The following is a 13,670-nucleotide window of genomic DNA, read 5'->3' on the forward strand; positions in this document are numbered from 1 at the left end:
GGCGCAATAAATGCTTCATTAGCTCCCATTTTACAAAGGCTCAACATATCTTCAGAGAACTGGCTGTGTATATCGACAGAGTTTGAAGAAAGAACAAGTGGGATCGTCGGGCAAGAGAGTTCCATTCAGTATTATTGTGAATGCCATTCTAGAAGAAGAAAACCAGACAAAAAAACTTTCCATAAGCTAGCTTAGCATTTGAAAGCGGATACATTTCCCTCATAGTATTAATTAGCCACTGGCTAAGCACCCCCCTTGTCTAGCTTTCTTGTTTAGACCTTTAGAGCGATTAAAATAGTTGGTGAGAAATACAAAATTCCCTTTAATACTTAGCTGAAGTTCAGGAAAAAAGAAAATTGAGCAAAGCAGTCGGTCTTTTAAAGTTAATTACGATGCCTGTCTTAGTTGAATCATGCCTGTCTTGCTTAATAAGGCTGAGGGCAAATTGTGATTTTTGTCACTCAATGATTGCCATAAGTTAAACAGATGTATATTCTTTATGTCTTGCTAATAATATAATAATACAATTATACCTTTTAGGAGTTAAATATGTCTAAACCAGTTATTGGTTTTATTGGCCTTGGCCTTATGGGCGGTAACATGGTTGAAAACCTGCAAAAGCGCGGTTTTCAAGTAAATGTTATGGACCTTAACAAAGACGCTGTTGCAGCTGTTATTGCTCGTGGTAACGCAACAGAAGCGTCATCTGCGAAAGAACTTGCTGAAAACAGCGACATCGTGATGTTGGCTCTTACAACATCTGCGGTTGTTGAAAAAGTTGTTTACGCAGAAGACGGCATCCTAGCTGGTATTAAAGAAGGTTCTGTTCTAATCGATTTTGGTACTTCTATCCCGGCTTCTACACGTAAAATTGGTGCTGATCTTGCTAAGAAAGGCGCGGGCATGATCGATGCTCCATTGGGCCGTACACCTGCTCATGCTAAAGATGGTCTATTAAACATCATGGCTGCTGGGGATCTTGAAACTTTCAACAAAGTTAAGCCAGTGTTGGATGAGCAAGGCGAAAATGTTTTCCACCTAGGCGCTCTAGGTGCTGGTCACACAACTAAATTGATCAACAACTTCATGGGTATGACAACCGTTACTGCTATGTCTCAAGCCTTTGCTGTTGCGGATAAAGCAGGCGTAGATCGTCAGCAATTGTTTGACATCATGTCTACTGGCCCTTCTAACTCTCCATTCATGGGCTTTTGTAAAAACTACGCTGTAGATGGCGTAAGTGACCTAGGTTTCTCTATTGCAAACGCGAATAAAGACCTTGGCTACTTTCTAGAAATGGTTAACGATCTAGGTACAGAGTCTAAAATTGCTGAAGGTACTTCTGCAAACCTACAAGCTGCAGTTGCAGCGGATATGGGTAACGGCAACGTTCCAGAGATCTTTGATTACTTTCTTAAGCTAGAAAACTAACGATAAAATAATCGTTAGTAAGTTAAAGGAGGTTGCGTATATTAACCTCCTTTATGATTTGACCTTATCTAATGCTTTTTTGCACTTTGTTGTTGTTTTGTTGCCTCTGTCCTTAATCTGCTTGCTTATATGTTTTTTTTGTGAATTTGACATTTAACTGTCTGCATATTGCCCTTTTACTTGCACGTTTTACGCTAGCCGAGAGAAGTAATCCCCCTTATCATCTGCAGTATAAATTGATAAACGGAATCCCTGATTAGCAAGACGTTATATCCGAGCTTGAATGATAGAGGAGAGGGAATCCGCACTTTTAGAAAGTGACTAACAAAATTAAGCTTTAGGAAACGATTATGATCAAATTAGTATTTATGTCTGACCCTGACCGAGTGATTGGTGCGTCAGACTCAGCAGCAAGCAACAAACGTTGCGACCAGCTCCCCATTTCATTAATGGGAGAGATGTGTAAGCTTTATAACACTCAAGGGGCGGTGCTGTCAGATGAAACCAGTATAATGGGGTTACACGCGTCAGGTTTTGCTGAGGTCGATAAATTTGTATTTACGCAAAAAGCCAATTTCAAAGTACCAAATGGGTTGCCAAGTGTTCAGCCAGTGCTCGATCTAAAGCCACTTATTGAGCAATATCAAAACAGCGAAGAAGAGCTGTTAGTGATTGGTGGTTTGTCTGTATTTAAGCAAATACTTCCTTATGCCGATCGACTTGAAGTATTAGAAATTGACGAGCCTGTTGCTGGGGATTTAGTGTTTACAGAATGGGATAACGGTGATTTTTCTGTAACTACATCTTTACCTTGGGATGGTGGAAAAACGACTTTTCTGAAACGCCAGAAGTAACGCTTACATTACCCCAATGGCTTGTTAGCCACTGGGGTAACGAATAGTTTACTTTAAAAATCGTAAGCAGCGCTGAGGTAAACACGACGTCGTTCGCCAACAATCGCCCCCGAAACTTCATTAAAACCTGCTATAGCATATTCTTTGTCAAAGAGATTTTTAATGTTCGCCTGGAACTTCCAGTCTTGCCATCTTGTTTGCCAAGACAAATCGTATATGGTGTAAGGTTTAATGGTAAAAGGCTCATCGTAGCTGGTTGTGCGGTCAGTTCTTTCACTAACATACTCAGCCCCAAACGCTATAGAAGAGTCAATACTCGGAAACTCATAGCGAGTCCACAAACCTAATTGATGGTAAGGGTTATTCGCTAAAATACGATAAACCGTATTGTCTTCGGCAATGTCATCCGCTTTTACATCGTTATAGCTGTAGCTCATGTTGGCAACCCAACGTGGAGTGATGTCTACAAGTACATCGACTTCGAAGCCTTGGCTACGAACACGACCAATTGCGGCGGTGTTATCGTCTTCGTCAGTGGTAATCGTATTCTTACGCACAATGTGGTAAACGGCTGTATTAACGTTTAGACGGTTATTAAGAAGGTAGCTGCGTAGACCAAGCTCGAACTGTTGAGCTTCTTCGGGATCAAATAAACTGCCATCTGCAGAGTCAGCTTGGTCAGAAGCACTCTGAGGAGTGATGCCGGTAGAGAAAGAAGTATAAGGCTTGTAAGACGAGTTTACTTCGTATGTGGCGCCTACTCGAGCAGAGTAGCCCAAATCGTTGTATGAGGCATTGTTACTGCTGTCGTCGTTATCTACTAAATCCTCAGAGAAATAATCAACACGTGCCCCTGCTAACACACTCAGTTTATCTGTTGCTTGCCATTGATCCTGAAGGTAAGCACCGACTTGATTCATTTCTGTGACACGGTCACGGTTCAGATTCGCACTATTTCTAATGTCATAAGCGCTAACGTCAGCATCATATGTTGGATTCGTTAAGCTTAAATTGTCGACATTTTTGTAGTAAAAAAGCTCATCTTCACTAGCAAAGTGATAGTCGGCACCAGTCACTAATGTGTGGTTGTTCAGTTCAGCGACAAAGTAAGCTGCTACATCAAGCCCTTTGTATAGGCGAGTTTGATCTTGATAGCGACGAGTTACCTCGTCATAATCTCCATCACTGTCTGTATCTACTAAAGCTCTTGCTTGATGGAATTTAATGACTTCTTCCGTTTCGTAGTATCTAGCTGTAAAGTTACTGTCTAGCCAATTATTAATGGAATGTTCTAAGTTAGCTTGAAAAATATCGGCTTCAAACTCTTGGTAGTCAGAAGGTTCGTTGCTGTTCCAAGAAATGTCTGTTAAGAAGTTGCCATCTTCATCAATTGGCACGCCACGAAGGCGCTCGCCTAGTTGATCAAAGTGGGTATATTGTACGGTCAGTGTGCTGTCCTGACTCAGGTCCCAAGCGTAACCTAGGTCAAGAATAAGGTTATCTTCTTCAACATTATTACGGTACGAGCCTTCACTGCTTGAATAAATGCCAGCTCGATAGCGCTGTGATTCTTCTGTATTGGCGGGGCCTGAAGATTCTACACTAGCACTTAAAAAGTCTTTATTTCCTGTAGTGAGTTCTAATGTATTTTCTTTATCGTAGGTTGGTTTTTTAGTGACATAGTTGATCACGCCGCCAGCCTCACCTGCACCATAGGCTGCGCCAGAAGGGCCTTTTAAAGTTTGAACTTGCTCAATATTAAACAGTTGAGGTATGGTGAAAGTACGAAATGGATCCCCTTTAACGCCATCGTAAAGCACTTGGCTTTCTTGCTCAAAACCACGCATTTTGACGATCCCATAGTTTAAATAGGACACCCCAGACATGGAGCGGAATAGGTCTGTTACCTCATTCGCGGCTTGGTCATCAATTAAATCGCTAGTAATGACTTGTACCGACTGAGGGGTTTCATCAATCGCAGTGGATGTGCGTGTTGCAAAGCTTGCTTCATCTTCTTTGTAAAGACTAAGAGCTCTACCTTCAACTTGAATGGCTTCAAGTTGAACATTGCTGTCATCTTGCGTGACACTAACTGACGTGTTGTCGTTAGCCAGGGCTGATCCAGCAAACAATACTGCACCACAAGTAGGCGCTAATATGAGGGAAAACTTTACATTCATGATTACAATTTACACCGAACTGAGAATTAAGTGCATATTTTATTGATATTGAGAATCAATATCAATAACTTTTCAAAAGATTTACGTGCATTTACAGGGCAAAAGGGTGTGGAACTGTTTTCGAGCGATTGAATTAAAAGTTTAGCTCAACCCTTGGCTTGCCATCATGGTTTAGATCAAGTTTTGGAGAGCATAATAAAACCCTAGAAGACTTAATTCCGGCGTTTACCAGGTACTCTTTTAAGGCTTCCGCTCTTAGCTCTGCAAGCTGTTTAAGCTGGCTAGTTTGCTCGTCGGTGATCGCTGCTTCAGATTGTGTGTCCAGCATTAGATCTTGATAGGTGGCTACTCCGCAAGCTTTTAACTGGCTGTCTTCTTTGCTCACCATCAAGTTGTATAACTCTTCGAGGAAAGTGTGCTGTTCTTCTACCAAACCTTGTTGACCTGGGGCGAAGTTAAGAGGCTTTACGCGTATCCTCAGAATCTGCTCACTGGCCAGCTGGGCAATACTGATGACATTGGCATAGGGCACAAAGGTTTGCATTAGATAGCTACTTGAAGCGGAAAATAATGCTTTACGCAATGGCAACATAAGTAGGCTACGTAGACCGAACTCAGGGTTGTCGACATTACCTGTTAAAGGAAAATCCAACTCAATATTGTCTTGGCTGTCTTTTAATGCCCCGACGGCAATATTAAGAGGGACGGCGCCAGCTTTGACGACAGAGCTACTTTCATGGCGTCCACCTAGGTTAAATTGGCGCAGTGTGATGTGGGATTCACCATCCAACTCGCCATTTAGAGAGTCTAAGTCTAGGTCCAGATCCAGTTGGCCAGAATCGATTTGATAACCAAGGGTGTCGGCGATATAAGCGGAATAAGGTGGCAGCTCTGCTTCGCGCACCTTGAGTTTACTTTGCATCGTAAGTTCATCTGCTAAAGGCCAAAGATTTACATCCGCTTCTAGGGTGGCATATTTGCCGTGTTTGGCTCGTAGGACAAGTTGGGTTGCTTGCTCTTTATCCTGAGTATTTACGTTGCGTACAGATAAGTTGTTAATGTCCAAGTCACGATCCAAAGGAGGGGACTGGCTAACGTCTTGTAAACGCACTTTTGAATCGCCCAGCACATCAAAATTGTCTAAAACCAAATAATAGGGCGGCCTGAATTCTGCTTCTTCAACTGGCTGAATTGTATCGACTGGGTTTTCGGTTGCCTCGGGTATTGCTGTTTCTGGCGCTGTGGATGACGTTTCTTCAACAAAGACAAGATTTTCCAACTGTTTATCTTTATTTAAAACTAAGTTTGCAATGAGGGTATTCACCTCAATTTGTTTGATGTTTGCCCCTTCATGATCGGCCTTAACGTCTGTGATTTTCAATGAGGCAATGTTAGCTAAAGCGGGCAGCGCTGTGTTAGCTGTAAGGTCTTCTGAAGCACGAATATCAAGAATTTCAAGGTTCTCTAGTGAAGCGTTAAAGTCTTCGTCTTGGTATTGCAAGTTAAGGTCTTCAAAGCCCCCTTGTTGCCATGCAAGAGCGCGTTTATTGGCTGATAATCTAGCATCTAAGCCTTGGCTGGTAAGGCTCAAAGTTTCGCCTTTAATAGCAAGAGGCTGCTGCTCAGCTTGTGCTACCTCAAGTTGTGCCGCATTAAACATAAGCTGCTGAAGGTCTAGCTGTTCACGCTCTCCTTGTGCGGCGGCAAGGCCATTAAGTTGGGCAGATAAAGCCTTGTTCGTCAGCGTTAGGCCTTGCGCGTGTTGTTGCAAAGATAAGGTGTTTTGAATGGTTAGGTCTTGGTAATTTGCTTGCAAGTCATCTTGTAGGGCAACAAGGTTACGGCTATTAATTTGGCTAACTAAGTTAACATTCAACGTGTCTGGGCTTTGCTTTGCATTAAGGTCCGTTAGGGTTATCTCAGTCGCGTCATTGGTTACACTAAGTGCGTTGCTAAAAAGGTTTAAAGCTTCAGTTTGAAGCGTTAGCTCACTAGTAGCGAATGACAAATGCTCCGCGTCCTGTTTGAAGGCCAAGGGGGTATTTAAAGACAGTTTAGCCACCTCTACTTGCTGATTTGATGGATCAGCTTGGGCGTCATTCACCGGTGCTTGAGTAAGAGCAAGTTGCTCAGCCGTCAGTTTGGTTAAAGGGCTGTCAATTTTAAGTAGCTCGGCATTTTGTTGAACTTCTATCGGCAGAGAAAGTTCTAGATTGCCAAGGTTTAAGCTTTGGCTAAGCGGCGTGGTTGACTCTTCCTGTGAAGGATTGGCTTGTGTTTCTGAGCGGTCCGATCCTTGTTGAGTCTGCGAAAGTGCCAGTCCTTGAAGGGCTAACTGCGTCTCTGGGGCAGATAACTGAGTCGCTTGTTCACTAAATGCTAAAGTAAAAGGCCAGTTGAGTTGTAAGCCTTCTAGCTGAATCTGTTGCAGGGCTTGAGTTTGTCCTTCAAGCATGGCCAGATCAAAAGTGTTGCCCTTAGTGCTAACCTTGAGTTCTCCTTGGCTTTGTTCAGCATCAACTTGGGTTATCCATTGTAGTCTGTTCAAATCAAGCTGCTGTTGAGCATCTTGGTAATGGCTCGCCTCCAAAAGCACGTCAATCTGCCCTTGAGCGTTTGCCTCCTCGCTACTCATAAAGCCAAGCGTCGCATCCTTGATAACAAGTTTACTAAGGTCACTGCGAATATTTGTATTAGCGTCCAAGGCTAAATCTAGCCCATTGATGCGGGTGTCTAGGTTTAACTTGTTAAGCTGATAGTTGGCTCGCTCCCCTTGCATCTCAAGCCTTGCCTGAGTTGCGCCGCTAATCTGTATAGTGCCTTGTGCTAGGTTATATGGAGCGGGCAGGAAGTTACGTAAAGACGGCAACGGAAGATCAAATTGAGTAATCGTAAGGTCTGCAGCGCTTTGCTGTGAGGCGTAATCAAACTGACTATTAATGTCTAGCTGAGCGTCATTCAAGCCCGCGTTAATGGAGATCTGCCCTTGCCACTCTGTGCCTTGTCCTATTAATGATTCAACAAGAAGTTTGTTAATGGCGATAGTGTCCAATTGCGGGGGGCTTTCGGCAGCGGCTTGGCGGCTAAGGTTTATCTGGCTGTTGGTAAAGCTGAACAAAGGCAAATTAATCCCCCAAGGTGAGGCTTGCTCTTGCTCTTCAGGGCTTGCTTTTGGCTCAGCGGATGTTTCACTCTCTGTGGCAGTTTGAGTGTATTGTTGAAGGTTAATGCCCGCTATGGTTAAGCTGTCGTCTTGTTGGGAAACAGACAACTCAAGACCATCGATTTGTGCCTTAGAGATCCGTACTGTTTTTTGAAAAAGTGGCAGCCATTCCACTTCAAAATCGGCTTTGGTGAGCTTTAGTGTTTCTAGTTGATCTTGACTAACCACTAACTGGTTAACCACCACTCGAGGAGGGAAGAAATCAATCCGAAGGGACTCTAGCTGAACCGTCTCACCTTGTTTTTGAAAGTAATCGTTTAAGTAATGCTTGGCCAGCATAGGGCTGGCTAGCCATAACCCAGAAACAAGGGCAGCAACACCAATAGATGGATAGAAAAGGTAATGTCTAAATTGTCGAAGACTCATCATAAGAATTGACCTGCTTTCTCAGTAACTTTATTTAGACAATTAGTTGTTTATATTGGTCTCTTCATTTTCTGTTCTAAGGGGCATTCGCATTAAGTGTATGGTGACGCATAGGCCAATACAAATCAAACCTATGGTTGCCCAAAACCGACTTACGACCAAAATCGAAATCAGCATACCGCACCACATGAAAATAATAGCGCGGTTGCGAGATTTTCTGGGGATGCCGTCGGAAGACTGCCAATCTCGGACAATCGGACCAAAAAACTTATGTTCCATCAGCCACTTATGGAAACGTTCAGAAGATTTAGAGAAACACCATGCTGCTAACAAAACTAACGGAGTAGTAGGCAATAGGGGCAGGAAGATCCCGATGAATCCAGTGATCAAAGAGAGCCATCCAAGCATTAACAGTAATAGCCGTTTTCCCTGCATATCATTCAAACTCTCTTCAACTAGCGTATGGCGTAAGTGTGCCCATTAGAGTAAAGTACCAGCGGCACTGAAAACCAGTGACTTTACATTATTATTGGTTGAATAAGGCTTCCATGGAGTCCTCGTTATCATCCTCGCTTTGCGAGGCTAAAGGCCAGCCCCCCATTTGTTTCCAACGATTTACCATGTCACAAAAAAGCTCCGCTGTTTTTTCTGTGTCGTATTTGGCTGAATGCGCCTGAGAGTTACTAAAAGGAATGGAAGCTACTTCACAGGCTTTAGCCAAAACGGTTTGTCCATAAACAAGGCCCGCCATTGTGGCTGTATCAAAGCTGGAAAAAGGATGGAAAGGATTGCGTTTAATGTCAGCTCGTTCAATGGCTGCATTAAGAAAACCATGATCAAAAGCGGCATTGTGGCCAACTAAGATAGCGCGTTTACAGCCCACTGACTTAAGTTCTTTGCGGACCTTAGAGAACATTTGAGTTAACGCTTCATTTTCACTAATAGCGTGTCTTTCTGGGTCAAAAGGGTCAATGCCAGTAAAATCTAAAGCAGATTTTTCTAAGTTGGCCCCTTCAAATGGTTCGATGATAAACTCTAGTGTTTCATGGGTGTATAAGTCACCATTATCGTCCATTCTAAGAATGCTGGCAGCCATTTCTAATAAAGCATCGGTTTTTTGATTAAAGCCTGCTGTTTCGACGTCGATAACAATGGGAAGGAAGCCGCGAAAACGATCTTTGATTTCATGGTTAGACAAAAGAAGGTCCTTAACTCAGCCGTTGGCTAGAGATTGAAGATATTAATTGGGCCCAATGATAACATACTTGTTAAAGCTTGAACGAGATGTCTTGATGAGAATTAGTTTACATCAACTTATTTACACGGTATTGGCGGGAATGGCTTTGTTTGCTCACCCTGTTAGTGCTCTGATTTATTACCAATCGACGATCACCACTTCTCAGTGGTTATTGAGTGGCGATATTTTTTCTTGCAGTCTAACCCATCCAGTTGAAAATTATGGTGAAGGGCATTTCATTAAAGAAGCAGGCGAACCTATGAAGTTTGTGCTGCAGCCAAAGAATGAAAAAATGGGCCCAGGACAGGTATATATTATTTCCCAAGCGCCGACTTGGTCGCCGGGCTTAAAACCCGAGACATTAGAAATTCTACCTTATCCTGGTTATGGTTTAACCGTAGAAGTGGGCGGTCAAGTCGCTGAGCGAATGTTAACTAGCCTAGATAGAGGGCGTCACCCTGTTGTAGCAGGGAAAGCTTGGGAAAACCAAAGAGAAACAGTAGAAGTAGGGCTTTCAAATATTAATTTTGCTCCCGCTTATAATGAGTTTAGGCGCTGTTTGGCAACTCTACTACCGGTAAACTACGATCAAATTGCTAAAACAGCAGCCCTGTTTCCAACGAATGGTGTGGAACTCACAGCAAATGTGAAAGCGCGTTTAGACTTGGTAGCGTTGTACGTCTCATCTGATCCGAGTGTGGAATACATCTACATTGATGGTCATACAGATAACATTGGGCCACGTCGTGATAACCGTCAGCTTTCTAAAACTCGCGCTGAGGTTGTCACAGAGTACTTACTAGGCAAGGGAGTACCAGCGACGAAAATTATTTCTCGTTATCATGGCGAGCGCTACCCTGTTACCAACAATTCATCTTCAGCGGGTAGAGAAAGGAACCGGCGGGTAACGATACGTTTAGAGAAATAACGTCTTATTCCTTCATACGGCCCCGAATTTATGCTTTAAATCGCGTAAATTCGGGGCTTTTTACTTGCTAAGCGGGAATCGAAAATTTACACTAACCGCCTGCTTTTTTATTATCAATATGAGTGCTTTTATAGTACTCATTCGCTCGGTCTCATTGAGGAGAATAGATAGAATGTCTGACGTGAAGAAGGTGGTACTCGCCTATTCAGGTGGCCTAGATACTTCCGTAATCGTGAAGTGGCTACAAGAAGAATACAATTGTGAAGTTGTAACTTTTACTGCTGACCTAGGCCAGGGAGAAGAGGTTGAACCAGCTCGTGCAAAAGCTCAGGCGTTGGGTATTAAAGAAATTTTTATCGAAGACCTGCGTGAAGAGTTCGTCCGAGATTTCGTTTTCCCTATGTTCCGTGCTAATACGATTTATGAAGGTGAATACCTACTGGGCACTTCAATTGCTCGTCCGCTAATTGCGAAACGTTTGGTAGAAATTGCTAATCAAACCGGTGCGGATGCCATTTCTCATGGCGCGACTGGTAAAGGTAATGACCAAGTGCGTTTTGAGCTCGGCGCGTACGCACTGAAACCTGGCGTTAAAGTAATCGCCCCTTGGCGTGAGTGGGATCTGACGTCTCGTGAGACCCTAATGGCATACTGTGAAAAACACCAAATCCCAGTAGACTTTTCTTCTAAAAAGAAAAAGTCACCTTACTCTATGGATGCCAACCTTCTTCATATTTCTTATGAAGGTGATCAACTTGAAGACCCATGGACAGAAGCTGAATCTGATATGTGGCGTTGGTCTGTTGCTCCAGAGGAAGCACCTGATGAAGCTACCTACATTGAAATTGGTTATGAAAAAGGTGACCCAGTTAGTTTAAACGGCGAAGCGTTAACGCCTGCTACTATGTTAGAAACCTTGAACAAAATTGGTGGCGCGAACGGTATTGGCCGTGTAGACATCGTTGAAAACCGTTTTGTGGGTATGAAAGCTCGTGGTTGTTACGAAACTCCTGGCGGCACCATCATGATGAAAGCACACCGTGCGATTGAGTCCATCACACTTGACCGTGAAGCGGCCCACCTTAAAGATGAGCTGATGCCACGTTATGCCAAAATTATCTACAATGGCTTCTGGTGGTCTGAAGAGCGTCGTATGATGCAAGCCTTGATTGACGCATCACAAGAACACGTTAACGGTACGGTACGTTTAAAACTGTACAAAGGTAATGTGAGTGTTGTAGGTCGTCAATCTGAAAACAGCTTGTTTGATAGCTCTGTAGCCACTTTTGAAGACGATGCCGGTGCGTACGATCAAAAAGATGCTGCAGGCTTTATTAAGCTTAATGCTTTGCGCATGCGTATTGCAGCGCAAAAAGGCCGTAGCTTTTTAGACAGCGACAAATAATTTTTTTGTGTTTCTAAAAACGCCCCATTCTGTCAGAATGGGGCGTTTTTTATTTTGTCCGATCGGTTAGAAATTATGGTTTTTCTGCTTTTAGTTAGGTATGTTCATATGGGAGTGGCTTAATTTAAAGCATGAAAGCTTAAGGGACAGTGCAAGCGCAAAGCTCAAATATATAATGGTAAGTAACTATGACAATATACAACTTTGGTTCCATTAACTTGGATCATATTTATCAGCTGGATCATTTTGTGCGTCCAGGAGAAACCATGGCCTCTGAGAACTATCAATGTCTGCTTGGTGGTAAAGGGGCTAATCAATCGGTTGCCTTGGCTAGGGCGGGAGCTCAAGTAAAACATGTAGGGGCTGTGCATACGGTCGATAGAATGATCCTAACCCAATTAGAGGATGCAGGAGTTGATGTCAGTTTAATTGACACGTTAGATGTACCCACAGGGCACGCTATTATTCAGTTAACTCAGTCCGCAGAGAATGCCATTATTCTTTACCCAGGTGCAAACCACAGTTTTACTAAAGAAAAAATTGATCAAGTGCTGTCGCAAGCTCAGCAAGGGGATTGGGTGTTATTGCAAAATGAAACCAACCTGGTGTCATATATTTTACAAGTCGCTCATAGTAAGGGGCTAAAAGTCGCGTTTAATCCTGCCCCTATGGATGTCGAATTGACACAGTCAGTCCTAGACTACGTTGATCTACTAATCGTGAACGAAGTAGAGGCAATGGATTTAGTGTCTGCTGACAGTGTTGACGAGGCTGCACAACGTTTGCCAAGTCGCTACCCAGATCTTGCTGTACTTATGACTCTAGGAAGTGAGGGGGTGCGCTATTTTGATCGAGAGCAAAGCCTTGCGGTAGACGCGTTCAAAGTAGCTGCGAAAGACACAACAGCAGCAGGGGATACCTTTATTGGCTACACCTTGTCTGCACTGTTAGCGGGTAAAGAGATAAACGCTGCTTTACGAGTAGGTTGTGCAGCGTCTGCTATTTGCGTGACTCGTTTAGGCGCTATGGCTGCGATACCCACCAACATAGAAGTAACAGAATTTTTACAAACTAATTAATAGGCTAAGGTAGCAACGATGGCTAGAAAAATAATTATTGATACCGATCCAGGCATAGATGATGCAATGGCAATCTTTTTCGCTTTTCAAGCAAAAGAGCTAGAGGTGCTTGGACTAACAACGACCTTTGGTAATGTTCCAGTTGAACTATCAACTCAAAACGCCATTACCTTAACTGAAATTGCGAAAGTAGATGTGCCTGTGGCCGAAGGTGTGGCAGTGCCTTTTGAGATAGCGCCTCGTCCTCACCCTGATTTTGTTCATGGGGCAGATGGCTTTGGTAATATTGATTGGCCAGCACCTAAAGGCAAAGCGATTGATAAAAGCGCCGCTCAGTTCATTGTAGATACGGTTCGTGAATACCCTGGTGAAGTCACTATTATTGCATTGGGGCCATTAGGTAACTTAGCAAAAGCCCTTGAGATCGACCCTGATGTAGCAGGTTTAGTAGACGAAGTCGTATTAATGGGTGGTACGGCCATTGAATATGGTAACGTCTCGCCGGTTGCTGAGGCGAACATTATGAATGACCCTCATGCAGCTGATGCCGTTTTTACCGCGCCTTGGCAAGTAACCATGATAGGGCTAGATGTGACTCACCAAGTCTTGTTGGACAACAAGGTACTTGGGCGAATTAAACAGGCTAACCCAGAAGAAGGTGGTTTCTTATACGACTGTGCCCAGCACTACATTAACTTCTATAGCAGTCGTTTTGATATGGACGGTTGTTACTTCCACGATGCCTCTACGATAGCTTATGTCATGGACCCAAGTATTTTTGGCGTTGAACTGGGGGCTGTCAGAGTCGCGTGTGAAGGAATTGGTATTGGCCAAACCATATTTGCACCTCAAGGGATGGAGTTCCCTGAGCCTCATTGGAACGATGTGCCAATGACACAGGTTTGCATGGAAGTCGACAGTGAAAAATTGCTTAACCTATTCGAGACAACCTTGTCTTAAAACAACG

At 43.5% G+C, this 13,670-nt stretch carries 10 protein-coding genes; 6 read left to right on the forward strand and 4 right to left on the reverse strand.

What is annotated here, in order from left to right; genetic code table 11:
- Positions 1-549: 549 nt before the first annotated feature.
- Together ACYVGZ_RS07655 and ACYVGZ_RS07660 are read left to right on the forward strand one after the other, a co-directional pair.
- Positions 550-1,431, forward strand: a complete 882-nt coding sequence (locus ACYVGZ_RS07655) for an NAD(P)-dependent oxidoreductase (protein WP_460753498.1) — start codon at positions 550-552, stop codon at positions 1,429-1,431.
- A gap of 350 nt (positions 1,432-1,781) precedes the next feature.
- On the forward strand, positions 1,782-2,285 hold the full coding sequence (locus tag ACYVGZ_RS07660; RefSeq protein ID WP_460753500.1) for a dihydrofolate reductase: 504 nt from the start codon (positions 1,782-1,784) through the stop codon (positions 2,283-2,285).
- A gap of 53 nt (positions 2,286-2,338) precedes the next feature.
- Here the strand turns inward: ACYVGZ_RS07660 and ACYVGZ_RS07665 are convergent, their stop codons facing one another.
- The 4 genes from ACYVGZ_RS07665 to rnt all read right to left on the reverse strand — a co-directional run bounded on the left by ACYVGZ_RS07665 (position 2,339) and on the right by rnt (position 9,252).
- Positions 2,339-4,465 (reverse strand): TonB-dependent siderophore receptor, encoded by a 2,127-nt coding sequence (locus tag ACYVGZ_RS07665; protein ID WP_460753502.1) that lies wholly within the window; start codon positions 4,463-4,465, stop codon positions 2,339-2,341.
- Between the two features lie 133 nt (positions 4,466-4,598).
- A complete protein-coding gene (locus ACYVGZ_RS07670; protein ID WP_460753505.1) occupies positions 4,599-8,057 on the reverse strand; it encodes a DUF748 domain-containing protein in 3,459 nt (1,152 codons plus the stop codon).
- A gap of 39 nt (positions 8,058-8,096) precedes the next feature.
- Positions 8,097-8,489 (reverse strand): YbaN family protein, encoded by a 393-nt coding sequence (locus tag ACYVGZ_RS07675; RefSeq protein ID WP_460753508.1) that lies wholly within the window; start codon positions 8,487-8,489, stop codon positions 8,097-8,099.
- Between the two features lie 91 nt (positions 8,490-8,580).
- A complete protein-coding gene (gene rnt, locus ACYVGZ_RS07680; protein WP_460753511.1) occupies positions 8,581-9,252 on the reverse strand; it encodes a ribonuclease T in 672 nt (223 codons plus the stop codon).
- Between the two features lie 94 nt (positions 9,253-9,346).
- Between rnt and ACYVGZ_RS07685 the strand changes: the two genes are divergently transcribed.
- The 4 genes from ACYVGZ_RS07685 (at position 9,347) to ACYVGZ_RS07700 (ending at position 13,663) form a co-directional block, all read left to right on the forward strand.
- Entirely contained in the window at positions 9,347-10,219 is an 873-nt protein-coding gene (locus ACYVGZ_RS07685; protein WP_460753513.1) for a flagellar protein MotY, read from the forward strand.
- Between the two features lie 172 nt (positions 10,220-10,391).
- Positions 10,392-11,624: an argininosuccinate synthase gene (locus ACYVGZ_RS07690; RefSeq protein WP_460753516.1), complete on the forward strand. Its 1,233-nt coding sequence runs from the start codon at positions 10,392-10,394 to the stop codon at positions 11,622-11,624.
- A gap of 188 nt (positions 11,625-11,812) precedes the next feature.
- A complete protein-coding gene (locus tag ACYVGZ_RS07695) occupies positions 11,813-12,703 on the forward strand; it encodes a ribokinase (RefSeq protein ID WP_460753519.1) in 891 nt (296 codons plus the stop codon).
- An 18-nt stretch (positions 12,704-12,721) separates the two neighbouring features.
- Entirely contained in the window at positions 12,722-13,663 is a 942-nt protein-coding gene (locus ACYVGZ_RS07700) for a nucleoside hydrolase (protein WP_460753521.1), read from the forward strand.
- Positions 13,664-13,670: the final 7 nt, after the last annotated feature.

This window comes from Marinomonas epiphytica (genome assembly GCF_054780655.1).